The organism is Pseudarthrobacter sp. MM222, from assembly GCF_947090775.1.
GTDB lineage: Bacteria > Actinomycetota > Actinomycetes > Actinomycetales > Micrococcaceae > Arthrobacter.
Window position 1 is genome coordinate 1,743,406 of the sequence record NZ_OX352321.1, and the last position, 25,680, is coordinate 1,769,085.

Genomic DNA, 25,680 nt, shown 5'->3' on the forward strand with positions numbered 1-25,680 from the left:
ATCTGTGAAAATGGAGACCATGAGCTCCCAGCCTCCGACACCCCATTCCCCGGCGCCCGTCTCCGGACGTCAGGGTCCGCAGCACCACGGCCTGCACGACCACAGTGCGCAGGGTCAAAGCCTGGAGGGCGCCCTCCAGCAGGCCGGTTTCTACCCGCGGCTCGTGGCAGACGTGGTCGCCGACGCCCTGGACGGCCGCGACTGCGTGGCCCACCTCGTCCACCTCGAAACACACTTCGACCGGGCCGAGGTCCGGCGCCACATCAGCGTGCTGGTGCTGACCGAGGACATGCTGGTCATCACCCACGTGGACGACCAGCAACTCGACGAGGCCGGCGAACAGACCGTTGCCCAGGTCTCCACGGAGTCCGTCCCGGTGACGCAGATCCGTTCTGTGGTACTCAGCTACGTCTACGCCCAGCCGCAGGACTACAAGTCCTCGGACCCGGTCCGCGAGCTGACCCTCTCCATCGCCTGGTCCGGCGGGCAACGCCTCGACATGGGTCCGGCCAGCTGCGGCGATCCGCAATGCGAAGCGGACCACGGCTACAGCGGAACCATTGCCCAGGAGGACATCGTGCTGCGGATCAGTGCCGAAGCCGACGGGCTGCAGGCCGTCCAGGACGCCAAGCTTTTCGCCCGCGCCCTGCGCGCGGTCAATACCGGATCCTCCGCCCCCACGCCCCACACCGGACCCGGCCTGCCGCCGCGCGCCCGCATGGGCGTCTTCGGAAACCGCCTCAGCCGCGGCCACCAGCGCTGAGATGGCGACCGTCCGCGCTCCTGAGCCCTTCCCGGTGACGTCGGCACCCGCCGACCCCGGCACTTTGCCCGCGTTGCTGCCCGCCGCGCCGGCGTTCGGCCACCGTTCCGTCGCAGAGGTGCTGAGCAGCGCCGCGGCGAGCATCGGCGTCCCGGGATTTGAAAACCGGCTGGGCCTGCCCACCGGCAAACGCATCTGCGTCGTGCTGGCCGACGGGCTGGGCCGGACCCTGCTGAAGCAGAAGTCGGCCCACACCCCGTTCCTGCGCTCCGTGATGCAGGCGGGCCAGGGGCAGGTGCCGGTGTGGTTGGATTCCGCGTTTCCTTCCACAACGGCGGCCTCGCTGGCCAGCTTCGGCACGGGACTTGCCCCGGGGCAGCACGGCATGGTGGGTTACGACGTGCTCGATCCGGACCAGGACCGGGTGGTGAACATGCTCGGCAACTGGGACGCCGGTGTGGATCCCCAGCTATGGCAGCCGTTTCCGACCGTCTTCGAGCGCGCCGCGGAGCACGTGGACGTTACCACCGTGAGCCTGCCGCAGTTCAGCAACTCTCCCATGACCCAGGCAGCGCTTCGGGGCGGCCGGTACATCACGGCGACCACCTCGCACGCCAGGACCGCCGCGGCCGCCGAAGCCATGGCCGGCGCCGGAGGCTCGCTGATGTATTTCTACGTCAATGAGCTGGACAAGGCCGGGCACCGGCACGGCTGCCAGTCACCCCAGTGGGAGCACCAGCTGGAGGAACTGGACGCCACGGTCCGGAGGCTGGGCGCCACGCTTCCGGCAGGCACCACGGTGCTGCTCACCGCGGACCACGGCATGCTTGATGTGGCGGAATCCCAGCGGATCGACTATTCCGCGGATCCCGCACTCATCGCGGGCGTCCGGCACACGGCGGGGGAGCCGCGCATGGTCCACCTTTACCTGGAGGACAGCGGAGACCTCGCCGGACGCGCCGGGTTGGTGGCAGCCTGGCGTGCCCGCTTCGGTGACAGGATTTGGGCGTTTACCCGTGAGGAAGCAATCACCGCCGGGCTCTTTGGCGAGGTCCGGGCCGACGTCGGGCCGCGGATCGGCGACGTCTTGATCGCCGCGCGGGACGCGCTGGCCCTCTACGACACCCGGCGGGTGCGGTCGACGGCCATGGAGGTGGTGGGCCAGCACGGCTCCCTGACCAAGGCCGAACGCGAAGTTCCGCTGCTGTGTTTTCAGGCCGACGGGTCCAAGGCCCCGCCGCGCCGCTGAGTTCGGTCCGCTGGAAGCCAGCGGCGTCAACGCCAGGGAGTCGCGGCCGCCGGGGGGAAGGCCCGGCAGCTGGCTCGGCTAGTCCCCGCGGGTTCCGAAGACGATGTCGTCCCAGCTGGGGATGCTGGACCGCTTGGGTTTGGCGGGCTGACGCTCCGGCTGCTCTGTTTCGCGGTCCGTGCGGGCCCCGGCAGCGGCGTCACGCTGCTGGCGGCGCGGGCTTCCGCCGCCGAGGAGTTCGTCCAGGCCTTTGCTCGGGGTGGGACCCTGCTGGCCGGCCGGACGGAGCTGGGACGCCGCAAGGATGATCTCCCGGGTCTCCGTGCTCACGCCGTCGTGCAGTTTGAGGGCGTCGTCTTCCGTGTCCTCATGTGCGGGGGCCAGGGTGAGCCGGGACATGATGGAGGGCCGGCCGTCGCGGCGGCGTCCCCAGCTGTCCGAGCCGGGCTGCACGTCCGCTTCCGCCGGTGCCTCCGGGCGTTCCGCTTCCGGGGCCGCGACCGGTTCCCCGGCTGAAGGCGATTCCGGCTCGGCAGCGGCATCGGTCGGTTCCTCGGCGGGCGCATCCGCCGTCACCTCGGACGGCCGTGGGTGGGCTGCCGGGACCCCGTTGGTCAGGAGCAGGGCGAGGGCGTCGTCGGCATCTTCGTCCAGGCCCAGGCGCTGGCCCCGCCGGGAGCGCAGCATGTCGAGCAGCCCGTCCGCTTCCTGGTTCTGCTGCAGCTGGAGTTGCTGGATGACGTTGAGCTGCGCCGTGGCCGTCCGGGCCGCGGCGTCGGCGTCGGTTTCAAAGTCGAAGGGGCGGTCCGAAACCGCCGAGAGCCGGCGCGCGGGCACCGGACCGTCGAGTGGCTCCAGTTCGCTGAGCTGCTGCGCCCAGCGGTTGGCGTTCTGCAGCGATTTACGGGCGGGATTGAAGGTCCACATCGCCGGAGGCTCTTCGCCGATTTCGGCTTGGCCCGGCTTTTGTTCAAAGCGGGCCACCACGGTCCAGCTGCCGTCCGGGCGGCGCCAGGAGTCCCACTCAAGCGTCGAGGTGTCAATACCGTGCGCCGACAGGCGGTGCGCCACCATGTCGCTCAGGGATGCCGGGTTGTCGCCGAACACCGAGCGGTACACGTCCTGGCCCGGGGCCGGGGAGGCAACCTCCACCTTGCGGGCCTGTTGGGCGATGTACTCGCGCTCGGCCAGCACGGGGCCTTCGTACCGTTGGACTTTGGCCAGCGGAATGCCCGAAAGCTCCGCAACCTCCGCCGCCGTCGAGCCGTTGCGGATCCGTGTCTGGATATCGCGCGGGGACATCGCAATAGGCGCCGCCGCGGTGGCCGCTTTAGCCGACGTCCGGCTGGCTGCCGCCCGAAGTGCTTCATCGATTGGCAGCTGGAACATCTCGCCGCCGGCGCCGCTCAACAGGAGATGCTCCCCGTCGTCGTGGACGCCTACAAGCCGTAGACCCTGCATACAAATCCTCCACCCTGGCATTACTAACAATCGAAACTCTGCCACCCGCAAGGCCAGTTTCCGGTGAGGACGGAGGGCGCGCCGCGAAATTCCGCGTCATTTCGGCGCATTTCTTGCCCCCAGGGGGTATAGGCCGGGCCGCAGACCGGCCGCCTATGGCTTTCACCAGACGCTTAAGCCAAAATGACCCGACATCGGGCACAAAAACCGCGTGTCCGGTGTTGACAACGGAGAACCGGACCCGGACGGTCGCGGGCCACCAGCCCGGCGGACCATTCGGGGCACGGCGAACCAATCGAACCAGCGGAGTGTGAGCAACAACTAATGGCGACAGACTACGATGCGCCACGCAAGTCCGAAGAGGACCTCAACGAGGACTCGATCGAGGAGCTGAAGACACGGCGTACGGAAAAGCCTTCCGCGGTGGTGGATGAAGATGAAACCGAACTGGCCGAAGGCTACGAACTCCCCGGGGCAGACCTGTCCGGGGAAGAACTCCTGGTACGGGTCATGCCAGCCCAGGCGGATGAATTCACCTGCGCCTCCTGCTTCCTCGTCCGCCACCGTTCACAGATCGCCCGGGAAAAGGATGGGCTTAAGTACTGCAAGGACTGCGAGGGCTAGCCGGGGGGCTAAGAAGAACGGTGAATGACCGTCAGTTCCGGGACTTTAGGGCGGCGAGGAGCTGCTCCGGGTGCCGGGTGGACGTCAACCAGTACGGGGTCCGGTCCGAGGGGTCCGTGATCTCGATGCGGACCACCGGATCCACCCAGCCGCGGAAGCACATGAAGGCAAGGCCGTTGAGCCGGGGGCCGCGCTCCGCCGTCGCCTCCTTGCCGCGAAAGGCCACCGCGGAACCGAGGAAGCGGCGTTCGATCGTTGCCCGGCCGACGCGCAGCGTTGACCCCGTTACGACAATCGGGGGCGTCGACAGGACCAGCAGCACCGCGATGATGGTGAAGAGCACGACGGCGGCCGTAATGCCCGCGGCCGTGCTGATCGGGGCGAAGACGAGGATCCCCGCGCCGGACAGCCCCGCCGCCACCAGCCAGACCCAGACATTGGGCCAGAGCTTCTCGGAGTAGAGCACGGCGGTGTCACTGGGGGTGTTGGAGGCAGGCACAGCTGCACTGGATTCGGGCATGAGCCCAGCTTTTCACTTTTCCCGGGCTATTTCATCTCGGCCGCCTCGCGCCATGTGCACCCGCACACCGGCCCGCGCTCCGGCCGCCGTGGCTAGGCCGAACCGGAGGCTGGCGATAGAGTGAGGGACTGTGACTGAAGAAAACTCCGGCGTGACCACCCTCCCCGACGAGCCGACCGAACCCGGCACCGTGGAGTACGGAACCCCCACCCTCACCGTGCAGCTGAAGATGCTCGACGGCGGGTTGGAACCGCCGTCGTACGCGCACCCGGGCGACGCCGGCGCGGACCTGCGAGCCCGCGAGGACGTCCTGCTGGAGCCCGGGCAACGCCGGCTGGTACCGACAGGGGTGTCCATTGCCCTGCCGGACGGCTTCGTTGCCTTGATCCATCCGCGCTCCGGCCTGGCCACCAAGCACGGACTGACGGTGGTCAACGCACCCGGAACCGTTGACGCGGGTTACCGCGGAGAGATCGCCGTGACTCTGCTGAATACGGACCGGCACGAGGCGATTGAACTCAAGCGCGGCGATAGAATTGCACAAATGGTTATCCAGCGTGTCGAGTACGCGAGGTTCCTCGCCGTCGAGGAACTCAGCGACTCGGTCCGCGGCGGCGGCGGCTTCGGGTCCACCGGCGGCTTCGGCCCCACTGCAACCTGAGCCGGAGCAGGATAGCCGCAGCCGCGGGTAGTCAGAATTAAGCAGGGACTTCAAGCCGGCGGTTGCCCACGGGACGGGCTGCCGCCACGCGGACGCACAGCGCTGCGGCGGCACAACACAACTAAGGAGACACCCGATGGTTTTTGGGCGTGGCAGGAAAGCCAAGCAGGAACAGCTGACCGATTCCGGGGAAACCCCGGAGGCGGCTGCTGAGGGCTCCGCTGCGGATGCCGCCGACGGTACGGGCCGTGGCTCCACCGGTCCCTTCGACCTGTCGGAGATCGAGAACCAGGACGGGTACGTGGACCTCGGCGCGTTGCTGATCGCTCCCCAGGAAGGCCTGCAGCTCAGGCTTGAGGTGGAGGAGGCAACGCAACGCGTCGTCGCCGTGACCATGGACCTGAACGGCTCGAGCCTCCAGCTGCAGGCGTTTGCTGCGCCCCGTTCCGAAGGTCTCTGGGACGAGATCCGCGAACAGATCGGACAGTCCGTCGGAAGCCAGGGCGGCCAGGTCGAGGAGATCCAGGGCAGTTTCGGCACCGAACTCCTCGCCAAGCTACCCGCCAGCGGCTCGGACGGCAGCCACGGTTACCGGGTGGCCCGGTTCATCGGCGTTGACGGCCCGCGCTGGTTCCTGCGGGGCGTCCTCGGCGGCGAGGCCGCCGTCGACCGCGACGCCGCCGCCGGGCTGGAAGGGCTGTTCCGCCAGATCGTCGTCGTCCGGGGAGAGAACCCGATGCCGCCGCGGGACCTGTTGCAGCTGCGCCTCCCGAAGGACGCCGCGGCCCCGGCCCCCAAGGCCGCTCCGGACCTCGAGAAACCCGAACGTGGACCGGAGATCACCCAGATTGGCTGATGCCGTCGGCAAGGGATCCGCCGTTCCGCTCTCGATCAGGGAACTGCCGAAGCGCGGCCGGGTGCTGTGCCGCGGCTACATCGAGGCGGTAACCTACGCACCGGCAAGCCAGGTGGCCACCTTCACGGCCATCGTGGTGGATCACGAAAACGCGCCGGTCAGGGCAAGGCCCGCGGAAAACGGCGCCGCGGGCCGCTTACGGGTCGTCTGGCTCGGGCGGCGGCGCATCCCCGGCATCGCCGCCGGCACAGAGCTGAAGCTCGAGGGCATGGTCACCGTGCGGACCGGGCTTCCCACTATGTTCAACCCCCGCTACGAGATACTCTCCCGCCTGGAGGAGCAATGACATTGCCCGAGAAGTCCGAGCCCGGAGCCGAACAAGGCCCGGCAGAGCAGCCCACCATGGCGCAGCTCGCCGAGGGATACGCCAGCCAGGCCGGACTGCACCGTTCCAGCAATGGAAACATTGACGTGCTGAAAAGCGCGGGCGGCGTGCAGGGCATCGCCGAGAGCATCCTGCCCGGGCTGGTCTTCCTGGTGGTCTTCACCATTACCCGGGAACTGCCGACAGCCCTGATCGGCTCGCTCACAGCCGCCGCGGCCTTCACCGTCGCCCGGCTCATCCAGCGCCGTCCGCTGACCCAGGCGCTGGCCGGGGTCGTCGGCGTCGCGCTGTCGGCGTGGATCGCCAACACCACCGGGAAGGCCGAGGACTTCTACGTCCTGGGCTTCTTCACCAACATCGCCTACATCCTGGCGATGACCCTCTCAGTCGTTTTCCGCTGGCCCTTCGCCGGCCTGATCTTCGGGTTCATCCGGAACGAAGGCCTGGAGTGGCGCAAGCACCCCGCCCGGATGAAGGCCTACCAGATCGGGACCTGGGTCATCATTGCGGTGCTGGTCCTGCGGCTCGTGGTCCAGGTCCCGCTGTACCTCATGGGCGAGCCGGGCCTGGCCGCCCTGGCCACGACGCGGCTCCTGATGGGGGCGCCGCTCTACATCCTCGGCGTCTGGGTGGCCTGGCTCCTGACCCGTCCCGCGCCCGCTCCCGCCGACAACGGGACCGACCGCAGCTAACAGCCCGACGGCTGAGGCAACCGCGGATCAGCCGGCGAAGCCGTCGTCCTCGGGCTGCTGGTTGTCGGTATCCTGCCGGCCGGGGCCGGCCGGGGAGTGGTCCTCGAGCAGCGAATCCGGGGCGAGCAGGGCACGCAGTTGGTCCTCGGCGGCAATCGTGGTGACGAAGAACAGTTCATCGCCGCCGTCCAGCACGTCATCACGGCTCGGGGTGATGGGCGCCTGGTCCCGCAGGATGGCCACCAGGGTCGAGTCCTCAGGCCAGTCGATGGCTCCGACGGTCAGGCCGATCACGTGCGAGTCGTGCGGGACCGTGAACTCGACCAGCGAGGACACCCCCGTCTGAAGGGTCAGGAGCCGGACAAGGTCGCCGATCTCCACCGCCTCCTCAACGAGTGCGGTCATGAGTTGCGGGGTGTTGACCGCGACGTCGACCCCCCAGGAATCGTCGAACATCCAGTCGTTCTTGGGGTTGTTGACCCGGCCGACCGTCCGGCCCACCCCGAATTCCGTCTTTGCCAGCAGCGAGACCACAAGGTTGACTTTGTCGTCACCGGTGGCGGACACCACGACGTCGGCGTCCTCCAGTTTTGCGTCCTTGAGCGTGCTGAGTTCGCAGGCGTCGCCCACGAGCCAGTGGGCGCCCCGCAGGCCGCTCCGGCCGATCACCTCGGGCTTGAGGTCGATCAGCAGGATTTCATGTTTGTGGGACAGGAGTTCGCGGGCGATCGACGAGCCGACACTTCCCGCGCCAACGATGACGACTTTCACTCAGGACTCCTTGGCGGGGGACTTGGCAAGAATATGGGCAACTTCGGTGGTGCGGTTCACATCGAGCATCGCGTGGACCGTATCGCCGTCCTGGTAGGAGGTGCCGGTACCGGGCAGGATGCCCTCGCCGAACCGGGTCAGGTAGGCCACCCGGATGCCTGCGGCTCTCTCGATCGCGGTCACGGGATGCCCCACCCAGCCGGCGTGGAGGTCGATTTCGGCGAGCACCAGCCGGCCGGAGGGGTCCCGGAAGTCACCGGCGAGGTGCTGCTCCGGGAGGATCCGGCGGAGCACCTGGTCCGCGCTCCAGCGCACGGCCGCAACCGTGGGGATGCCAAGCCGCTGGTAGATCTCCGCGCGGCCCGGATCGTAGATCCTGGCCACGACGTGCGGGACGTGAAAGGTCTCGCGGGCCACGCGGGTGGCCAGGATGTTGGAATTGTCGCCGCTGGAAACGGCCGCGAACGCATAGGCATCCTCGACGCCGGCCTGCTTCATGGTTTCCCGGTCAAAGCCGACTCCGGTGACCTTCCGGCCGGTGAAGCCAGTGCGGAGGCGCCGGAAGGCACGGTCGTCCTGGTCGATAATGGCCACCGAATGACCGGCGTCCTCGAGCGTGTGCGCCAGGGTTGCCCCCACCCGGCCACAACCCATGATGACGAAGTGCGCCACACGTGCCTCCTAGATGCTTCGCTGTCTGCTGCTGCGTAAAACTCTACCGGCCACGCGGCGCGCCGCAGTCAGCGGGGGTAGGCCGCCAACGGCCGCGTGCGCAGCCGTCATGACATCGCCTGCGAATGAGACTAGCTTTGTGTGGTGCTGACAATTTTCAATGCCGTAAAGCGGGTGATGGTGGGCCGGCCTTTCCGTAACGACCGGCTGGCCCACACCCTGCTGCCGAAGCGGATTGCCCTCCCTATTTTCGCCTCGGATGCGCTGTCCTCCGTGGCGTACGCACCGGATGAAATCCTGCTGACCCTGGCCCTCGCCGGGGTCAGCGCCGTGGCGTTCTCGCCTTGGGTGGGGCTGGCCGTCATGGTGGTGCTGCTGACCGTCGTTGCCTCCTACCGCCAGAACGTCCACGCCTACCCCTCCGGCGGCGGCGATTACGAGATCGCCAACGAGAACCTCGGCAAGTATGCCGGGCTCACGGTCGCCTCCGCGCTGCTGGTGGACTACGTGCTGACGGTCGCGGTGTCGATGTCCTCGGCCGCGACCTACCTGACCACGGCGGTGCCCTCGCTGCACGGCCAGCAGGCCGCCATCGCGACCATCGGCGTCGTCATCCTGGCTCTGGTGAACCTGCGCGGCATCAAGGAAGCCGGCAGCGTCTTCGCCGTCCCCACCTACATCTTCATGGCGTCCATCCTGGGCATGACGGCGGTCGGCGTCTTCCAGGCGGCCACCGGCCAGCTCGGCGAGGCACCGTCTGCGGCGTTCACGATCGTGCCGGCCGAAGGCTTCGACGAAGGCCTCGTCGGCCTCGCCGGCGCGTTCCTGCTCCTCCGGGCCTTTTCCTCGGGTGCCGCCGCGTTGACCGGCATCGAGGCCATCAGCAATGGCGTGCCGAACTTCCAGAAACCCAAGAGCAAGAATGCGGCCACCACGCTGCTGCTGCTCGGCGTGATCGCTTCTTCCATGCTGGCCGGAATCATCTACCTGGCGAACGCCACCAAGGTGCATATCGTGCTGGACCCGGCCACGGAATTCCTGCTGGACGGCAACCCGCTGCCCGAGGGCTACATCCAGAATCCGGCCATCAGCCAGATCGCCCAGACCATCTTCGGGACCGGGTCCATCTTCTTCTACATCGTGGTCGCCGCGACCGGCGTGATCCTGGTGTTCGCATCCAACACCGCCTTCAACGGTTTCCCGGTCCTGGGCTCGATCCTGGCCCAGGATGGCTACCTGCCGCGGCAGCTGCGCACCCGCGGGGACCGGCTGGCCTTCAGCAACGGCGTCCTGGCGCTGGCCGCCGGTGCGCTCGTGCTGATCATCGCCTTCAACGCAGACGTCACCAAGCTCATCCAGCTCTACATCGTGGGCGTGTTCATTTCGTTCACAATCAGCCAGCTCGGCATGGTCCGGCACTGGGGCCGGGCGCTGAAGGTCGCGAAGGACCCCGCGGCGAAGCGGCGGATGCTCAAGTCCCGCACCATCAACATGGTCGGCTTCGGCATGACGGCAACGGTCCTGGTGATCGTGCTGATCACCAAGTTCCAGCAGGGCGCCTGGATCGCGCTGCTTGCCATGTTCGTCCTGTTCCTCATCATGTGGAGCATCCGGGCGCATTACGACAACGTGGCCAAGGAACTCGCCGTGGATGAGGACTCCTCGCCGCGGGCCCTCCCCACCCGGGTGCATGCCGTGCTGCTGGTCTCGCACGTCCGAAAGCCGGTACTGCGCGCCCTGGCCTATGCCCGGGCCTCCCGCCCCTCCCGGCTGGACGCCATCACCGTGGACATCAGCTCCGAAGAGACCGAGCAGACCGTGGCCGACTGGGAGAAACTGGAAATCCCGGTACCATTGACGGTGCTCGCCAGCCCGTTCCGGGAGACCGTGACGCCCATCATGGAGTACGTCAAGAACATGCGGCGCGATTCCCCCCGCGACCTGATCGTGGTCTACATCCCCGAGTACGTGGTGGGTAAATGGTGGGAGCAGCTGGTCCACAACCAGACCGCGCTGCGGATCAAGACCCGGCTGCATTTCGAGCCGGGAGTCATGGTTGCCAGCGTCCCGTGGCAGCTGAAATCGTCCGAAGAAGCCAAGAAACTGCAGGATATCCAATGAGCCCCGACACCGCCACGCAAGTCCCTACCGACCTCGTCGTCGACGTCGGGCCGGTGGCCCACGGCGGCCACTGCGTCGCCCGGCACGAGGGACGGGTGGTGTTCGTCCGCCACGCCATCCCGGGCGAAAAAGTGCGGGTCCGCCTCACTGACGCCGGCCCGGACGCGAAGTTCTGGCGCGGGGACGTTGTGGAGGTCCTCGCGGCATCCCCGGACCGGGTGGATCACTTCTGGGATCTTGCCGATTCCGCACGGTCCTGGTCCCACCGCCACCCGCCGCTCGGCGGCGCGGAGCTCGGCCACATCTCGCTGGAACGCCAGCGCAGCCTCAAGGCGGAGGTCCTGGCCGAGCAGCTGCAGCGCCTCGCCGGCGTCGACCGCGTCACCGAGGTCGAAGCTGTGGGAGACCAGGCGGCACGGGATGGCCTGGCCTGGCGGACCCGGGCCGGCTTCGCCGTGACCCCCGGCGGGAAACTCGGCATGCACGCCCACCGCTCCGACACGGTCCTGCCGGTCCGGGAGATGCCGCTGGCGGTGGACGGCATCAACGCGCTCCGGCTGTGGGAGATCGACCTGCAGGGCATCGAGCGCGTGGAGGTCGCGGCCCCGGCCAACGGCTCCCGCCCGCTCGTTCTCCTGGTGCCGGCCGCGGGCACCCGCGCCAAGCGGCTGAGCGCCATCCTCTCGCAGCTGCCGGACAACGTCTCGGTCGCCAGCTTTGATCCGGTCAAGGGGGAGGCCCTGCAGTTGCGCGGGCGCACCTATGTCCAGGAGTCCGCGGCCGGCCATGAGTACCGGGTCACGGGCGACGGGTTCTGGCAAATCCACCGCGACGCGCCTGGCGCCCTCGTGGGGGCCCTGACCGGTTTCCTGCACGACGGCGGATTCCTGGACTCGGGCGCGGTGGTGGCGGACCTGTACGCCGGCGCCGGCCTCTTCACGGCACCCCTCGCGGACGCCGTGGGCGTGACCGGATCCGTGCTGTCCGTGGAAGGTTCGCCCGGCGCCAGCCGGGATGCCCGCAAGAACCTGCACGGGGCGCCGCAGGTGGAAATAGTCCAGGGCAGGGTGGAACGGGTGCTGCGCCAGAAGCCGCGGAACTTCGACGCCGTCCTCCTGGACCCGCCCCGGGCAGGAGCGGGCAAAGCTGTCGTGGACCAGCTGATCGGCACGGGCCCGCGGGCCGTTGCCTACGTCTCCTGCGATCCGGCGTCGTTCGCCCGCGATCTGGGCTACTTCCAGCAGGGCGGCTGGGAACTCTCTGGGTTGCGGGCCTTCGACCTGTATCCGCACACCCATCACATGGAGACTGTGGCGCTACTGACTCCGCGGCGCTGATCCTACTAGGATGGGCGGAGTAGTCCGACGTCGCGCTCCGTAATCACGGCTGACCTCATGCAATATCCACTGAATCTCGTCCTGACGAGGCATGGTGCTAGTTAGGGAGTCCTAACTAGCAAGGGGTCTGCGGCGCGACAAAGATGAAACTGTTGCGAGAGGAGCCCTGCGATGAGCATTGTGGACAGCTTCGGTTCAAAAGGCAAACTTAATGTAGCCGGTACCGAATACGAAATTTTCCGGTTGAACTCCGTTGAAGGTGCAGAAAACCTTCCGTTCAGCCTCAAGGTATTGCTTGAAAACCTGTTGAGGACCGAGGACGGCGCCAATATCACGGCCGACCACGTCCGAGCACTGGCCGGCTGGGACCCCAGCGCCCAGCCCGACACTGAAATCCAGTTCACGCCGGCGCGCGTGATCATGCAGGACTTCACCGGCGTTCCCTGCGTCGTCGACCTCGCCACCATGCGTGAGGCCGTCAAGGAACTCGGCGGCGACCCCAAGCGGGTCAACCCGCTGGCGCCGGCGGAAATGGTGATCGACCACTCCGTGCAGATCGACGCCTTCGGCAACTCCGGCGCACTGGAGCGCAACATGGAGATCGAATACCAGCGCAACGGCGAGCGGTACCAGTTCCTGCGTTGGGGCCAGACCGCGTTTGACGACTTCAAGGTTGTCCCGCCCGGAACCGGCATCGTGCACCAGGTCAACATTGAGTACCTGGCCCGCACCGTCATGACCCGCGAAATCGACGGCGTTGTCCGGGCCTACCCGGACACCTGCGTCGGCACCGACTCGCACACCACCATGGTCAACGGCCTGGGCGTGCTGGGCTGGGGCGTCGGCGGCATCGAAGCCGAGGCTGCCATGCTCGGCCAGCCCGTTTCCATGCTGATCCCGCGCGTCGTGGGCTTCAAGCTGACCGGTTCCATCCCGGCCGGCGCCACCGCCACCGACGTCGTCCTCACCATCACCGAACAGCTGCGCAAGCACGGCGTCGTGGGCAAGTTCGTCGAGTTCTACGGCGAGGGCGTCGCGGCCGTGCCGCTGGCCAACCGCGCCACCATCGGCAACATGAGCCCGGAGTTCGGCTCCACGGCCGCAATGTTCCCCATCGACGATGTCACCATCGAGTACCTGCGCCTCACCGGCCGGTCCGACGAGAACGTCGCCCTCGTGGAGGCCTACGCCAAGGAACAGGGCCTCTGGCACGATCCGTCCCACGAGATCAAGTTCTCCGAGTACCTCGAGCTGGACCTGTCCACGGTGGTTCCCTCGATCTCCGGCCCGAAGCGTCCCCAGGACCGCATCGTTCTCACCGAGGCCAAGGACGAGTTCCGCCACGACCTGCTCAACTACGTCAAGCACGACGCCGACGCCGGCACGCTGGACGAGTCCCTGGAGGAGAGCTTCCCGGCCTCGGACCCGCCCTCCTTCACCCAGTCTGATACGCACGTGACGGACACGGACCGCGAGCCGCCGGTCTATTCGGCAGCACACGGTGCGGCCGGCCGGGTTTCCAACGCCGTCAAGGTGACCACGGAAGACGGCCGCGAGTTCGAGCTGGACCACGGGGCCGTGGCCATCGCCTCGATCACGTCCTGCACCAACACGTCCAACCCGTCCGTGATGCTGGCCGCCGCTCTGCTGGCCCGCAACGCCGTGGACAAGGGCCTGACGTCCAAGCCGTGGGTCAAGACCTCCGTGGCCCCGGGCTCCAAGGTGGTCACCGACTACTACGAGAAGTCGGGCCTGACCCCGTACCTGGAGAAGCTTGGCTTCTACATCGTCGGCTACGGCTGCGCCACCTGCATCGGCAACTCCGGCCCGCTGGATCCTGAGATTTCTGAAGCCGTCCAGGCCAACGACCTGTCAGTCACCGCCGTGCTCTCCGGTAACCGCAACTTCGAAGGCCGGATCAACCCGGACGTGAAGATGAACTACCTGGCGTCCCCGCCGCTGGTCATCGCCTACGCCCTGGCCGGAACCATGGACTTCGACTTCGAGTCAGACGCCCTTGGCAAGGACGACGCCGGCAACGACGTCTTCCTCAGGGACATCTGGCCGAACCCGGTGGAGGTCCAGCAGGTCATCGATTCCTCCATCGACAAGGAAATGTTCGCGCGCGGCTACGAAGGCGTCTTCGACGGCGACGCCCGCTGGAAGGCACTCGACACGCCGGCCGGCGACACCTTCGCCTGGGATCCGAACTCCACCTACGTGCGGAAGCCCCCGTACTTCGAGGGCATGAAGGCGAAGCCGGAGCCGGTTACCGACATCACCGGTGCCCGTGTCCTGCTGAAGCTCGGCGATTCGGTCACCACCGACCACATCTCCCCGGCCGGTTCGTTCAAGTCGGACACCCCGGCCGGACAGTACCTGCTGGCCAACGGTGTGGAGCGCAAGGACTTCAACTCCTACGGCTCACGCCGTGGCAACCACGAGGTCATGATCCGCGGCACCTTCGCGAACATCCGGATCAAGAACCAGCTGCTCGACGGCGTCGAGGGTGGCTTCACCCGCGACTTCACGCAGCCGGAAGGCCCGCAGGCGTACGTCTACGACGCAGCGCAGAACTACCAGGCAGCCGGCACCCCGCTGGTGGTCCTGGCCGGCAAGGAGTACGGCTCCGGTTCGTCCCGTGACTGGGCGGCCAAGGGTACGGCGCTCCTGGGCGTCAAGGCTGTCGTGGCCGAAAGCTACGAGCGCATCCACCGCTCCAACCTGATCGGCATGGGCGTCCTGCCGCTGCAGTACCCGGCCGGCCAGAACGCTGCCAGCCTGGGCCTGGCCGGTACGGAAACCTTCGCCGTTGAGGGGGTCACCGCGCTCAACGAAGGCACCACGCCGAAGACCCTCAAGGTCACCGCAACTGCCGACGACGGTTCCACCACGTCCTTCGATGCGGTCCTGCGCATCGATACTCCGGGCGAGGCGGACTACTACCGCAACGGCGGCATCCTGCAGTACGTGCTGCGCCAGATCTCCGCCAGCTAGCGGAGGATCCCTTCCAGCGCGGAAGGAACTGCACGCAGGAAGGCCCCGGCCGGTCAATGACCGGCCGGGGCCTTCGCGTTCCGGCACCCGGGCCGTTCCGGAGGCGTTAGAGTTAAACGGCATGTCTACCACTCGAAGGAGGGGCCGTTGGGAATCTTGGAGACCGTCCGGAATCCGCAGGACCTGAGCAAGTTGTCCGAGGCGCAGCTGGATCAGCTGGCAGCCGAGGTCAGGGAATTCCTGATCGGCAACGTCTCCCAGACCGGAGGCCACCTCGGCCCGAACCTCGGCGTCGTGGAACTCACCGTCGCCGTGCACCGGATCTTCGATTCGCCCCGCGACAGCATCGTCTTCGATACCGGCCACCAGTCGTACGTCCACAAACTCCTCACCGGCCGCCAGGACTTCAGCACGCTCCGCCAGCAGGGCGGACTCTCCGGTTACCCGGACCGCGCCGAGTCAGACCACGACATCGTGGAAAGCTCGCACGCGTCCTCCTCGCTGTCCTGGGCCGACGGGATCTCCCGCGCCCGGCAGCTGACCGGGGACGGAGACCGGTACGTCATCGCCGTCGTGGGCGACGGCGCCCTGACCGGCGGCATGGCCTGGGAGGCCCTGAACAACATCGCCGCGGACAAGAAGCGCCGCGTCGTCATCGTCGTCAACGACAACGGGCGCTCCTACGCCCCGACCGTCGGCGGCTTCGCCGACTATCTGGCCTCGTTGCGGCCCACCATCGATTCCTTCCGCGCCGCACCCGCCTACGAGGGCACGCTGGACTGGTGGCGCCGGAAGCTGCAGAACGGCGGCACCTTCGGGCAGTTGACCTACCGCAGCCTCCACGCCATGAAAAAGGGCATCAAGGACTGGTGGGCGCCGCAGGGCATGTTCGAGGACCTCGGCATGAAGTACATCGGCCCGGTGGACGGCCACAACCTGCAGGCCATGGAGCACGCCCTCTCCACGGCCAAGAACTATGCCGGACCCGTCATTGTCCACGCCATGACGGAGAAGGGCCACGGCTACGCGCCGGCCCGCGCCCATGAGGCGGACCAGTTCCACGCCGTCGGCATCATCGACCCGGAAACGGGCGAGCCCACCGAGGCGGGCGGCGCCAAGTCCTGGACGTCCGTCTTCGCCGACGAAATTGCCGACATCGCAGACGAACGCAAGGACATCGTCGGCATCACCGGCGCCATGCTCATCCCGGTCGGGCTGCACAAGTTCGCCGCCCGGCACCCCGAGCGGGTGTTCGACGTCGGCATCGCCGAACAGCACGCGCTCACCTCCGCGGCCGGCATGGCCTTCGGCGGGCTGCACCCGGTCGTCGCCGTCTACGCAACGTTCCTCAACCGCGCTTTCGACCAGCTGCTGATGGACGTCGCCCTGCACAAGGCCGGAGTCACCGTGGTCCTGGACCGCGCCGGGGTCACGGGGCCCGACGGCGCCAGCCACCACGGCATGTGGGACATGGCCATGGTCCAGATCGTTCCGGGACTGCACCTGGCCGCCCCGCGCGACGCCAGCAGGCTGCGCGAGGAACTCCGCGAGGCCGTCGCGATCGAGGACGCGCCGAGCGTGATCCGCTACTCCAAGGGCACCGTCGGCGCCGAGGTGGACGCCGTCGAGCGGCTCAGCGACGGCGTGGACGTGCTCGCGCGGCGCCCCGCCGGCTCGACCGAAAACGACGTCCTGATCGTCAGCGTCGGCGCCATGTCCGAACTCGCGCTGGACGTCTCGAACCGGCTCGGAGCCCAGGGCATCAGTTCCACCGTCGTGGACCCCCGCTGGCTGTTGCCCGTCCGGAAGTCCATCATCGCCCTCGCCTCGCACCACCGCCTCGTCGTCTGCATCGAAGACGGGGTGCGCGCCGGCGGTGTCGGCTCGCGGATCCGGCAGGAAATGCGGGCCGCCGGAGTGGACACCGCACTGAACGAGGTGGGGCTCCCGGTCGAATTCCTGGACCACGGAAGCCGCAGCCAGGTCCTGGAGCGCGTCGGATTGACCGCCAGGAAGATCACGCACGACGTCGTCGCCCAGGTCCTCGGGACCAAGGTGCCGTTCGCCCGGCCCCTGCCCGGGCAGGAACACCCCAGCACCGGCAGCCTGCCGCTGCTATAGCCAGCACGTCTGAACAGCGAATCCAAGAAGCAATACCGTCCGGCGCCAACGCGTGGTGCCGCGTTCGACGGTCCAGGAAGGAACTGGCATATGAGCGGAATTATCCGGGTTTACAAACGGAACGAAGAAGGGGTCCTGGAGTTCAGGGAAGCCTGGTTTGATGAGGACTACAGCCAGTTTGTGATGAACCACGGGGTGGTCGGGCACCAGAGCAAAACCGAGGAGACCGACGTCGCCGACGCCGCCGCCGCTGAGGGACTGATGGATGCCTTCGCCGTGCAGTGCGCCGAGGACGGCTACGCGGAGGTCCCCGAAAAGGACCAGTTCTGGGTTGTGGCCCAGTACGCGCTCAAGACGAAGGACGGCACCAACCGGGACCGCTACCTGGAGGAGAAAGCCAAGGACGCGTTGATCAGCCATCTGGCCTGGCGCGGACTGGGAACAGTGGAGCGCTCGGAATTCGGCGACTCAAAACTGAACATCTTCTGCCTCACCCCGGACGTCAACAAGACCGTGAACGCGATCAAGGTTTGCATCCGCGGCGAGGACCTCGACTTCACCAAGCTCAGCATCGGCGCGGCACCGTTCGGCGACACCGAATTCAAGCTCAAGCATTCACCGAAGCCGGCCAACAGCTTCAGTCTGTAGTTCCCTCCGTAGTCCGTACTGCTAGTTCACATCAGCTTTGGGGGCAATCAAACTGGAAGGCACACCGCAATGACGCCGAAATCCCTTGAACCAGGCCGCACACCGCTTCCGCGGGGGATTGCCGCTCCGGCCCGGAGGTCCCTGGCGCATGCCGGGGTGGAAACTTTGGAACAGCTGGTGCAGCTGGGCGAACGGAAACTCGCCGGGATGGCGGGAGTTTGCCCGCGCACCATGGCGCAGCTCCGGGACGCCCTGGACGACCACGGGCTGGAGCTCTCGGCCGGCTGACGCGAGGGCCTCGCCGGGGCCGTTATAGGCTGAACCCCATGACTGAATACCGCCGTGTGGGAAATTCCGGACTGACCGTCTCCGTCGTGGGCCTGGGCTGTAACAACCTTGGCCGGTCTAATACGGCGACCGAGTCGCAGGAGGGGACCGACGCCGTCGTGCACGCGGCCCTCGACGCCGGCATCACCTTCTTCGACGTCGCGGACAACTACGGCCGGCAACCGGGCCTCAGTGAAACGATGCTGGGCAAGGCCCTCGCCGGCCGGCGGGACGACGCGGTGATCGGCACCAAGTTCGGCATGGACGTCCGGGGCGCCAACGGCAACGATTTCGGTGCGCGCGGATCCCGCCGCTATATCATCCGGGCCGCCGAGGCCTCGCTGCGCCGGCTGGGTACCGACTGGATCGACCTCTACCAGTTCCACACCCCCGACCCGCTGACGCCCATCGAGGAGACCCTCGCGGCCCTCGACGAGCTCGTGACGAGCGGGAAGGTCCGCTACATCGGCCACTCGAACCGGGCCGGCTGGCAGATCGCCGAAGCCGAATACGTGGCACGGGCCCGGGGCGGATCGCGCTTTATCTCCAGCCAGAACCACTACAACCTGCTGGACCGCCGTGCCGAGCTTGAGGTGACCCCCGCCGCCGAAGCCTTCGGGCTGGGCGTGCTGCCCTACTTCCCGCTCGCCAATGGGCTGCTGACCGGCAAATATGCCAAGGGCAGCGCTCCCGAGGGTTCCCGGCTCAGCCACACCCGGACCAACCTGGTGAACGACGCCGACTGGGAGCAGCTGGAGGCGTTCAGCGCCTTCGCCGCCGCCCGGGGCCTGAACGAGATCCAGGTCGCCTTCTCCTGGCTGGCGGCGCAGCCGTCCGTGAGCAGTGTCATTGCCGGCGCCACCCGGCCCGAACAGGTCCGGCAGAACGCCGCCGCCGTGGCCTGGATCCCCAGCGCCGCGGAACTCGCCGAACTGGACGACCTCTTCCCGCGCACGCCCAAGGTGGCGCTGTTCTAGGGGACGCCGTGCCGAGTCCAGGGAAAACCGTGCCCACGCACTCTGCGCGCACGCACTCTGCGCCCACGCACACTGAGCCCACGCACTCTGCGCCCACGCACACTGCGCCCACGCACTACGTGCTGATGGATGTCGATACCGGAATCGACGACGCCCTGGCCCTCGTGTACCTGCTCTCCCGGCCCGAAGTGCGGATCCAGGCGATCACCTGCACCGCCGGAAACGTTGGCGCCCGGCAGGTTGCCCTGAACAACCTGGCCCTGCTGGAGCTCTGCGGCAGGCCGGGAATCGAGGTTGCCATCGGGGCCGAAGTGCCGCTGGAAATTCCGCTGATCACCACCGAGGAAACGCACGGGCCGCAGGGGATCGGCTACGCCGAACTGCCTGCCCCGGCGCAGGGGATCTCGGCGCGGCACGCCGTCGACGTCTGGGTGGAGGAGGCCCGTGCGCACCCGGGGGAGCTGACCGGCCTCATCACCGGCCCGCTGACCAACTTCGCCCTCGCCCTGCGCCGGGAACCGGAGCTGCCGCTCCTGCTCAAGGGCCTCGTGATCATGGGCGGGAGCTTCAACTACCAGGGCAACACCACCCCCACGGCGGAGTGGAACGTCTCCGTTGACCCGCACGCCGCCAAGGAGGTCTTCGCGGCCTACCGTGGACTGCCCGAGGACAAACTGCCGCTGGTGTGCGCGCTGGAAACCACCGAGCTGATCGAACTCCGGCCGGAGCACCTGCAACGCCTCGCCGAATCAGCCGGCGCCCCGCCGGAACTGGTCCTGCCGGAGCAGCCTGCCGGCCAGCGCAGCACCTCCCCGAACCGGCTTGTCGCCTGCCTGTCCGACGCGGTCCGGTTCTATCTGGAGTTCCACAGGCAGTATGACCAGGGTTACATCGCACACATGCACGATGCCTTCGCGGCCTGCGCCGCCATCGGCCGCACGCCCGTAGCTGCCCGGCTGGCGACGGTCGACGTCGAAACCTCATCGCCCCTGCTCATCGGCACGACGGTGGCCGACTACCGCGGGCTCTGGGGGATGCGGCCCAACGCCAGGGTGGTTGTCTCCAACGACCCCGACCAGTGCTTCGATGAGCTGATCACGTCCGTGGGCGCGCTGGCCCGCCGGACCGGGCACCCCTAGCGGCGCCCGGTCCGCGTCCCAGTGGTCGGAGCGGGACCTGGCGCTCGCTAGGATGGTAGCTGCGCCGAGGTGACATAGGCGGATGTTGCAGCAACCCCAGCCGAAGGACCATCCCCATGTCACAGCCGTCCCTGACCCTTCCTGCCCCCGGCACCGAATCTGGAACGGCGGCCGGCCGACGCCGCCGCCTGCTCGAACTTGCCGGCGCCGCAGCCATCGCGGCCACCTACGTCTTCCTCGTCCTCACCCAGCCGGCGGACATCGCCAACGGCCCGGCCAGCTTCTCGGCGCTCGTGGCGCTGGGCGGCTTCCTGCTCGGCGCCATGCTGCTGATCGCCGCCGTGCTCCCCGTGCTCCCCACGTCCACGCTGGTCCTGATGCCGGTGGCGCTGGTGTTGAACGTGGTCCTGGGCCAGCTCATGGGCGCCACCGGGCTGCCGTTCTACTTCGACGCGATCGGCACCGTCCTGGTCGCCGTCCTGGCCGGCCCTGCCGCGGGAGCCGCCACGGGCGCGCTCAGCAGCATCGTGTGGTCCTTCTTCAACCCGACGGTGCTGCCCTTCGCAGCCGGCGCCGCGCTGATCGGCTTCCTGGCCGGCGTCGCCGCCCGCGGCGGCCTGTTCCGCCGCTTCTACCTCGCGCCGGTCGCCGGCTTCGTCACCGGCATCCTCGCCGGCGTCGTCTCCGCCCCGATCGCGGCCTTCGTCTTCGGCGGCACGGCCGGCGTGGGCACGGGTGCGATCGTGGGCGCCTTCCGCGCCATGGGCGACACCCTGCTCGCCGCCATCACCAAGCAGGCCCTGATCTCAGACCCCATGGACAAGGCGATTGTCTTCGCCATCGCCGCGCTGCTGGTCTATGCCCTGCCGCGCCGCACCACCTACCGGTTCCCCTTCGTCCGGCGCTTCCGGGTGCTTGCCGGCAAGGCCCCGGGAACGCCCGAAGCCTGAGCCGTGCCTTCTGGAAGCACGCGCTCCCGGCTCCACCCGCTGACTGCGCTGGCCCTGGCCGTCAGCGCCGCGGTTCTTACGACGGCGGCGGCATGCTGGCCGCTGTCGGTGGCGGTGGCGCTGGGCGCGGGGCTACTGGCCTGGCGGGCCGGCGTGGCACGCCGGGTGCTGGCTGCCGGCGCGGTCATCCTGGTCCCGTTCGGGGTGTCTCTGCTGATGCTGCACGGCCTGTTCTTCCCGGAGGGTCGTACCGTCCTCGCCGCCTGGGGACCGGCGAGGGTCACCGCGGAAGGGCTGGGCTTTGCCCTGGAGGCGGCAACGCGCACCGCCGCCTGCGTACTCGTGCTGCTGCTGTTCTCCTTCACCGTTCACGTCCCGGATCTCATCGCCGCCCTCATCGCACGCCGGGTGCCCCGGCAGTTCAGCTATGTCCTGGCCTCCACCCTGACCCTGATGCCCGCCATTGCCCGCCGGCTCGACAGCATCCAGCAAGCGCAGCAAGCCCGCGGCCTGGTGCTCGGCGGCGGACTGCTGTCCCGGCTCGTGGCCGTCCGGCTGCAGATGGTGCCGCTGGTACTGGGGCTGATCGAGGATGCCGGCAGCCGCTCGCAGGCGCTGGACGCGCGCGGCTTTGCCCGGCCGGGACCGCGGACAAGCTACCGGACGTTGACGGACCCGACGGCGCAGCGCGGGCTCCGTGCTGCCGCCCTGCTCCTTGCCGCAACGGCGGTCCTGCTCCGCTTGGCCGCTGCATGGCCGGGATTGGGAAGACCATGAACCAACTGCTGAGCGCCGACATCACCGGCTTTACCTTCCACGGCGACGACGTCCCGGCGCTGCATCGGCTCCGGATCAGCGTGGCACGCGGAACCCTGACCGCCGTCCTGGGCGGTTCCGGAAGCGGCAAATCCACCCTGGGCAAACTCCTCGGCGGGTGGCTCCGGCCCGGGGAAGCCGGCCACCTGCGCGGCCGCCTGACCCTTGCCGGGAGCCTCCTGGAGTTCCGGGGCGGATCCGCCGATCCGCGGATCGACCCCGCCGCCTGGTCCCCGCTCGTGGCCTACGTACCGCAGGACCCGGCATCGATGCTCTCCAGCGTAAGCGCCACCGTCGCCGAAGAACTGGCCTTCGGGCTGGAAAACCGCGGAACACCCCGCCCGGAGATGCTCCGGGAAGTCAGCCAAAGCGCTGAACTCCTGGGCCTCACCCCGCTGTTGGACCGCGACCCGGCGACGCTCTCCGGCGGCGAACAGCGCCGGCTGGCGCTGGGATGCGCCCTCATCATGCGTCCTGGCGTGCTGATCCTCGACGAGCCCATGGCGTCCCTGGACGCCGGCGGCGAGGCGCGGCTCCGGACGCTGGTCCGCGGGCTGACGGCCGCCGGGACCGCCGTCGTGCTCCTCAGTCAAAGCGCCGACGATCTGGCCCGGTCGGCCGATCACTGGCTGGTGCTCGACGCCGGCACGGTAACGGCCACCGGACCGCCCGGCGTCGTCGCAGCCTCGCCGGGGCTGGCGGCTACGGGGGTCGTCGTGGCGGCGCCCCCCGGGCGCGCACTGCCCGCCCGGCCAGCCTTGCCGTCGGTTGCGGCCGGCGACCCCGCTCCGCTGCTGGACATTCGCAACCTGGCCTTCAGCTACCCCGCTCCCGGTGCCCCGGACCCCGCGCCGCTCCTGGCCGGGCTTGACCTGGTAGTCCGGGCGGGGGAGACCGTGGCCATCACCGGACCGAACGGTGCGGGAAAATCGACCCTGTTGCGTACCCTCAACGGCCTGCTGCGGCCGACTTCCGGAGAGATACGGATCCGCGGGGGCAACATCGCCCGCGTCCCGGCCGGAACCCTCGCCGCGGAGGTCGGCCTGCTGTTCCAGCACCCGCGTGACCAGCTCTTTGAACGGACCGTCCTGCGGGAGGTGAGCTTCGGACTCGGGAAGCTGTGGGGCCGCGAGCGTGCCGCGGTTAAGGCAATCGAAGCGCTGGCCGCCGTCGGGCTCACCGGGGCCGCCGGCGCCCACCCCGCCGAGCTGCCCTCCTCGCAGCAGCGGCTGCTCGCGCTGGCCACAGTGCTGGCCCGGGAGCCAGCCGTGCTGGCGCTGGACGAACCCACCATCGGGCTGGACCGGCACGGCCTCGAGGCGCTGCAGGCGGCCGCCGGGGCGGCGGCGGCGCGGGGTGCCGCCGTCGTCCTGGTCACGCACGACCTCGTTTACGCGCGGCGGACAGCACACCGGGTCCTGGAGCTCAGGGACGGCAGGCTGAGGGACGCCTGATTCCCGCGGCGGTCCCTGTCCCTTACTGGCGTTCCGCCGGGCGGCCGCTGCAGACCTCTGCCACCAGATCAGCCAGCCCGTCCACGCCGCGCGAGGCCCGGATCGCGCTGCCGATCCGGCTGCCCGCTTCCCGGTAGGAGCTGTCGGCCAGGACGGCGCGGACGGCTTCAGCGACCGCTTCGGGCTTGGGGCGGTTGGTCCGCAGGTTGATTCCGGTGCCCGACCAGGCCACCCGGGCGCATACTTCGGGCTTTTCCTCGGTCTGGCCCGCCACGACCAGCGGCACGCCATGCCGCAACGCGAACTGCACACCGCCGTAGCCTCCGTTGGTGACCAGGACGTCGGTCTTGGGGAGCAGTTCGTCGTAGGGCAGGTAGGAGGCGACCCGGACGTTGTCCGGCAGCGGACCTGTGAGCGTGTCCACGGGACGGCCGCCGGTGCTGACCACCACGAGGAGGTCGTCCTGAGCCAGGCCCTCGATGGTGGGACGGACCAGATCGTCGAAATCCCGGCCCGGTTGGCGACAGTTCCCTGGGTGACGTGGACCACGGGGTGGCCGGCGTCGAGCTCGTCCCACCAGAGGGGCAACGGAGCCGCGCCGGTCCCGGGGGTGCCGGTCCCGGCGGACGTACCCTTGCCGCCCTGGGACACCGGACCGACGAAGTGGACCGTCGCGGGGAGATCGGACCGAGGGTATTCGAAGCCGGGAACGGTGAACTGGGCGATACGGTCGGCGGCGCGGGGCCAATCCATGAAGAACGTCGGGAACGGCGCGCCGGTGACGTCCCGGGACACCTGATCCGCGTACTTCTGCACCGGGCCGAAGACCACCTTCTCGGTCAGCGCCTGCAAGGCGCGGTTCCGGACCCGCCCCAGCAATCCCGGCAGCGGGGCAATACCCGGCCCGTAGGGAGCCGTGTCCCGGCTGGCGAGGCTCAACGGAACGATGCCGCAGTTGATGACCGCGGGGCGGTCGGGCCCTGCTCCGGCCAGCAGCAACGCCGCGCCCATGAAAAGTGATTCGGCCAGGACAGCGTCTACCGGGCGCACCGCGGAGGCGGCGAGGATGGCCTCGTACTGCGCTTTGCCGGGGCGCATGAAAATCTCCTGGATGTCGAAGCGGATCCCTTTCGGCCCCTTCAGGCCGACCCGCCCGGGAAAGGACTCGTCGAGGGTGCTGTCGTCGAAATCGGCCTCCGGCGGCAGCGGGAGGAAGGAGGCGCCGGTCCGGGCCACCTGGTCCTCGAAGCGGCGGCCGGTCAGGAAGCGGACATCGTGTCCGTGTTCGACCAGAGCATTGGCGACCGCAAGCATCGGCGTGACGTGGCCGACCAAGGGGCTGGAACAGACGAGGACCGATGCCATGGTGTCTCCTTTAAGTGGATATGTTGGCTCAGTTTTCATTACTGTGGCACAGTAGTCAATATGGCAACAGAAACTTCCCGTCCGAGGCGCTACCGTTCCACCCTGCGGGACGAGCAGGCCTCGGCCACACGACGGCGCGTGCTGGAATCGGCCGGCCGCTGCTTTGCGGCGAAAGGGTTCCCGGCCACGACCCTCGGCGCCATTGCGGCCGATGCGGGGGTCTCCGTGGAGACAGTCCAGGCCCACGGTCCGAAGACGCGGCTGCTGCTGGCCGCCCTGGAAGCGGCGTCGGCCGGCGTGGACGGCGGGCGCTCCATCCTCGAGGTGCCCGAGGCGCGCGCCGTGTTGGCCCAGGAGAATGCGAGGGACGCACTGCTGGGCCTGGCTTCCTTCGCGGCGGAGCTCAATGGCAGGATCGGGCGGTTGTGGCAGGCGATGGCGGCGGCTGCGCAGGGTGACCCGGACATCGCTTCCGCGCACGCCGGTCTGCAGGAGCGTATCCGTGCGGACTTCCTGATCGTGGCCCGCTTGCTGCAGCAGCGCGGGGGGTTGCGGACCGACCTTCCGGTGGAGGAGGTGGCGCTGACGCTCTGGCTCCTCACGTCCCCTTACCAGCATGAACACCTGGTAGTGCAGGCCGGGTGGACGGGGCAGCGCTACCTCGCCTGGCTGCAGCGGGTCCTTCTCGAGGCGGCACTGGCGCCCGGAAAATGATTGGAGCCGGGGCGACAAGGAGAGCGGCGCCGCCGCCCGGACCAAAGTCCAGGTGGCGGC

At 68.5% G+C, this 25,680-nt stretch carries 24 protein-coding genes and 1 pseudogene; 19 read left to right on the plus strand and 6 right to left on the minus strand.

The genetic code is table 11. The features are described 5' to 3' along the window. The first annotated feature begins 19 nt into the window (after nucleotides 1-19). Both OM977_RS07880 and OM977_RS07885 read left to right on the plus strand, forming a co-directional pair. Entirely contained in the window at nucleotides 20-763 is a 744-nt protein-coding gene (locus OM977_RS07880; protein ID WP_264356935.1) for a DUF5998 family protein, read from the plus strand. Between the two features lies 1 nt (nucleotide 764). Further along, complete coding sequence (locus OM977_RS07885; RefSeq protein WP_264356936.1) at nucleotides 765-2,012, plus strand: alkaline phosphatase family protein; 1,248 nt, start codon at nucleotides 765-767, stop codon at nucleotides 2,010-2,012. A 78-nt stretch (nucleotides 2,013-2,090) separates the two neighbouring features. Here the strand turns inward: OM977_RS07885 and sepH are convergent, their stop codons facing one another. Beyond that, nucleotides 2,091-3,473 carry a septation protein SepH gene (sepH, locus tag OM977_RS07890; RefSeq protein WP_264356937.1) on the minus strand — a complete coding sequence of 461 codons (1,383 nt, stop codon included), beginning with the start codon at nucleotides 3,471-3,473 and terminating at the stop codon, nucleotides 2,091-2,093. Nucleotides 3,474-3,797: 324 nt separating this feature from the next. Between sepH and OM977_RS07895 the strand changes: the two genes are divergently transcribed. Continuing rightward, a complete protein-coding gene (locus tag OM977_RS07895) occupies nucleotides 3,798-4,097 on the plus strand; it encodes a DUF4193 domain-containing protein (RefSeq protein ID WP_264356938.1) in 300 nt (99 codons plus the stop codon). Nucleotides 4,098-4,128: 31 nt separating this feature from the next. Here the strand turns inward: OM977_RS07895 and OM977_RS07900 are convergent, their stop codons facing one another. Then, the gene (locus OM977_RS07900) at nucleotides 4,129-4,617 is read right to left on the minus strand and encodes a DUF3093 domain-containing protein (protein WP_264356939.1); all 489 of its coding nucleotides are present in this window, start codon (nucleotides 4,615-4,617) and stop codon (nucleotides 4,129-4,131) included. Nucleotides 4,618-4,768: 151 nt separating this feature from the next. Here OM977_RS07900 and dut point away from each other — a divergent pair, with 151 nt between their 5' ends. The 4 genes from dut (at nucleotide 4,769) to OM977_RS07920 (ending at nucleotide 7,211) form a co-directional block, all read left to right on the plus strand. Then, entirely contained in the window at nucleotides 4,769-5,278 is a 510-nt protein-coding gene (gene dut, locus OM977_RS07905) for a dUTP diphosphatase (protein WP_264357349.1), read from the plus strand. Between the two features lie 136 nt (nucleotides 5,279-5,414). Then, a complete protein-coding gene (locus OM977_RS07910) occupies nucleotides 5,415-6,134 on the plus strand; it encodes a DUF3710 domain-containing protein (protein ID WP_264356940.1) in 720 nt (239 codons plus the stop codon). Next, entirely contained in the window at nucleotides 6,127-6,480 is a 354-nt protein-coding gene (locus OM977_RS07915; protein ID WP_264356941.1) for a hypothetical protein, read from the plus strand. The genes OM977_RS07910 and OM977_RS07915 overlap by 8 nt, the downstream gene beginning before the upstream one ends. After that, nucleotides 6,477-7,211, plus strand: coding sequence for a DUF3159 domain-containing protein (locus OM977_RS07920; RefSeq protein ID WP_264356942.1), 735 nt, complete (start codon nucleotides 6,477-6,479; stop codon nucleotides 7,209-7,211). Before OM977_RS07915 ends, OM977_RS07920 begins: the two co-directional genes overlap by 4 nt. 27 nt (nucleotides 7,212-7,238) lie before the next feature. On the opposite strand, the gene OM977_RS07925 is transcribed toward OM977_RS07920, so the two are convergent. Together OM977_RS07925 and OM977_RS07930 are read right to left on the minus strand one after the other, a co-directional pair. Next, nucleotides 7,239-7,982 carry a potassium channel family protein gene (locus OM977_RS07925; protein ID WP_264356943.1) on the minus strand — a complete coding sequence of 248 codons (744 nt, stop codon included), beginning with the start codon at nucleotides 7,980-7,982 and terminating at the stop codon, nucleotides 7,239-7,241. After that, nucleotides 7,983-8,654, minus strand: a complete 672-nt coding sequence (locus OM977_RS07930; RefSeq protein ID WP_264356944.1) for a potassium channel family protein — start codon at nucleotides 8,652-8,654, stop codon at nucleotides 7,983-7,985. Nucleotides 8,655-8,831: 177 nt separating this feature from the next. On the opposite strand from OM977_RS07930, the gene OM977_RS07935 reads away from it, so the two are divergent. The 11 genes from OM977_RS07935 to OM977_RS07985 all read left to right on the plus strand — a co-directional run bounded on the left by OM977_RS07935 (nucleotide 8,832) and on the right by OM977_RS07985 (nucleotide 23,541). Beyond that, complete coding sequence (locus OM977_RS07935) at nucleotides 8,832-10,775, plus strand: APC family permease (protein WP_264357350.1); 1,944 nt, start codon at nucleotides 8,832-8,834, stop codon at nucleotides 10,773-10,775. Then, nucleotides 10,772-12,112 carry a class I SAM-dependent RNA methyltransferase gene (locus OM977_RS07940; RefSeq protein ID WP_264356946.1) on the plus strand — a complete coding sequence of 447 codons (1,341 nt, stop codon included), beginning with the start codon at nucleotides 10,772-10,774 and terminating at the stop codon, nucleotides 12,110-12,112. Before OM977_RS07935 ends, OM977_RS07940 begins: the two co-directional genes overlap by 4 nt. 171 nt (nucleotides 12,113-12,283) lie before the next feature. Then, the gene (locus OM977_RS07945; RefSeq protein ID WP_264356948.1) at nucleotides 12,284-15,109 is read left to right on the plus strand and encodes an aconitate hydratase; all 2,826 of its coding nucleotides are present in this window, start codon (nucleotides 12,284-12,286) and stop codon (nucleotides 15,107-15,109) included. Nucleotides 15,110-15,256: 147 nt separating this feature from the next. Further along, nucleotides 15,257-17,230: a 1-deoxy-D-xylulose-5-phosphate synthase gene (dxs, locus tag OM977_RS07950; protein WP_264356949.1), complete on the plus strand. Its 1,974-nt coding sequence runs from the start codon at nucleotides 15,257-15,259 to the stop codon at nucleotides 17,228-17,230. A gap of 90 nt (nucleotides 17,231-17,320) precedes the next feature. Next, the gene (locus tag OM977_RS07955; RefSeq protein WP_264356951.1) at nucleotides 17,321-17,878 is read left to right on the plus strand and encodes a hypothetical protein; all 558 of its coding nucleotides are present in this window, start codon (nucleotides 17,321-17,323) and stop codon (nucleotides 17,876-17,878) included. Between the two features lie 69 nt (nucleotides 17,879-17,947). Beyond that, a complete protein-coding gene (locus OM977_RS07960; protein WP_264356952.1) occupies nucleotides 17,948-18,166 on the plus strand; it encodes a hypothetical protein in 219 nt (72 codons plus the stop codon). A 38-nt stretch (nucleotides 18,167-18,204) separates the two neighbouring features. Beyond that, entirely contained in the window at nucleotides 18,205-19,182 is a 978-nt protein-coding gene (locus OM977_RS07965; RefSeq protein WP_264356953.1) for an aldo/keto reductase, read from the plus strand. A 125-nt stretch (nucleotides 19,183-19,307) separates the two neighbouring features. Beyond that, nucleotides 19,308-20,321: a nucleoside hydrolase gene (locus tag OM977_RS07970; protein WP_264357351.1), complete on the plus strand. Its 1,014-nt coding sequence runs from the start codon at nucleotides 19,308-19,310 to the stop codon at nucleotides 20,319-20,321. A gap of 116 nt (nucleotides 20,322-20,437) precedes the next feature. Continuing rightward, a complete protein-coding gene (locus OM977_RS07975) occupies nucleotides 20,438-21,271 on the plus strand; it encodes an ECF transporter S component (protein WP_264356955.1) in 834 nt (277 codons plus the stop codon). A gap of 3 nt (nucleotides 21,272-21,274) precedes the next feature. Beyond that, nucleotides 21,275-22,048, plus strand: coding sequence for an energy-coupling factor transporter transmembrane component T (locus tag OM977_RS07980; protein WP_264356956.1), 774 nt, complete (start codon nucleotides 21,275-21,277; stop codon nucleotides 22,046-22,048). Then, complete coding sequence (locus tag OM977_RS07985; RefSeq protein ID WP_264356957.1) at nucleotides 22,045-23,541, plus strand: ABC transporter ATP-binding protein; 1,497 nt, start codon at nucleotides 22,045-22,047, stop codon at nucleotides 23,539-23,541. The genes OM977_RS07980 and OM977_RS07985 overlap by 4 nt, the downstream gene beginning before the upstream one ends. A gap of 22 nt (nucleotides 23,542-23,563) precedes the next feature. Here OM977_RS07985 and OM977_RS07990 read toward each other — a convergent pair whose 3' ends face one another. Next, nucleotides 23,564-23,992: a glycosyltransferase gene (locus OM977_RS07990; protein ID WP_264356958.1), complete on the minus strand. Its 429-nt coding sequence runs from the start codon at nucleotides 23,990-23,992 to the stop codon at nucleotides 23,564-23,566. A gap of 617 nt (nucleotides 23,993-24,609) precedes the next feature. Further along, nucleotides 24,610-24,945: pseudogene (locus OM977_RS07995) on the minus strand (glycosyltransferase); the annotation flags it as partial. 21 nt (nucleotides 24,946-24,966) lie between these two features. Here OM977_RS07995 and OM977_RS08000 point away from each other — a divergent pair. Continuing rightward, complete coding sequence (locus tag OM977_RS08000; protein ID WP_264356959.1) at nucleotides 24,967-25,620, plus strand: TetR/AcrR family transcriptional regulator; 654 nt, start codon at nucleotides 24,967-24,969, stop codon at nucleotides 25,618-25,620. The last annotated feature ends 60 nt before the right edge of the window (nucleotides 25,621-25,680 follow it).

What these genes read in the sequence shown, in the direction of transcription:
- OM977_RS07910 (WP_264356940.1), top strand. Translation starts at nt 5,415, where the DNA reads ATGGTTTTTGGGCGTGGCAGGAAAGCCAAGCAGGAACAGCTGACCGAT.
- OM977_RS07975 (WP_264356955.1), top strand. Translation starts at nt 20,438, where the DNA reads ATGTCACAGCCGTCCCTGACCCTTCCTGCCCCCGGCACCGAATCTGGA.
- OM977_RS07900 (WP_264356939.1), bottom strand. Translation starts at nt 4,617, where the DNA reads ATGCCCGAATCCAGTGCAGCTGTGCCTGCCTCCAACACCCCCAGTGAC.
- OM977_RS07895 (WP_264356938.1), top strand. Translation starts at nt 3,798, where the DNA reads ATGGCGACAGACTACGATGCGCCACGCAAGTCCGAAGAGGACCTCAAC.
- OM977_RS07960 (WP_264356952.1), top strand. Translation starts at nt 17,948, where the DNA reads ATGACGCCGAAATCCCTTGAACCAGGCCGCACACCGCTTCCGCGGGGG.
- OM977_RS08000 (WP_264356959.1), top strand. Translation starts at nt 24,967, where the DNA reads ATGGCAACAGAAACTTCCCGTCCGAGGCGCTACCGTTCCACCCTGCGG.
- OM977_RS07935 (WP_264357350.1), top strand. Translation starts at nt 8,832, where the DNA reads ATGGTGGGCCGGCCTTTCCGTAACGACCGGCTGGCCCACACCCTGCTG.
- sepH (WP_264356937.1), bottom strand. Translation starts at nt 3,473, where the DNA reads ATGCAGGGTCTACGGCTTGTAGGCGTCCACGACGACGGGGAGCATCTC.
- OM977_RS07965 (WP_264356953.1), top strand. Translation starts at nt 18,205, where the DNA reads ATGACTGAATACCGCCGTGTGGGAAATTCCGGACTGACCGTCTCCGTC.
- OM977_RS07940 (WP_264356946.1), top strand. Translation starts at nt 10,772, where the DNA reads ATGAGCCCCGACACCGCCACGCAAGTCCCTACCGACCTCGTCGTCGAC.
- OM977_RS07920 (WP_264356942.1), top strand. Translation starts at nt 6,477, where the DNA reads ATGACATTGCCCGAGAAGTCCGAGCCCGGAGCCGAACAAGGCCCGGCA.
- OM977_RS07880 (WP_264356935.1), top strand. Translation starts at nt 20, where the DNA reads ATGAGCTCCCAGCCTCCGACACCCCATTCCCCGGCGCCCGTCTCCGGA.
- OM977_RS07970 (WP_264357351.1), top strand. Translation starts at nt 19,308, where the DNA reads ATGGATGTCGATACCGGAATCGACGACGCCCTGGCCCTCGTGTACCTG.
- OM977_RS07945 (WP_264356948.1), top strand. Translation starts at nt 12,284, where the DNA reads ATGAGCATTGTGGACAGCTTCGGTTCAAAAGGCAAACTTAATGTAGCC.
- OM977_RS07955 (WP_264356951.1), top strand. Translation starts at nt 17,321, where the DNA reads ATGAGCGGAATTATCCGGGTTTACAAACGGAACGAAGAAGGGGTCCTG.
- OM977_RS07885 (WP_264356936.1), top strand. Translation starts at nt 765, where the DNA reads ATGGCGACCGTCCGCGCTCCTGAGCCCTTCCCGGTGACGTCGGCACCC.
- OM977_RS07985 (WP_264356957.1), top strand. Translation starts at nt 22,045, where the DNA reads ATGAACCAACTGCTGAGCGCCGACATCACCGGCTTTACCTTCCACGGC.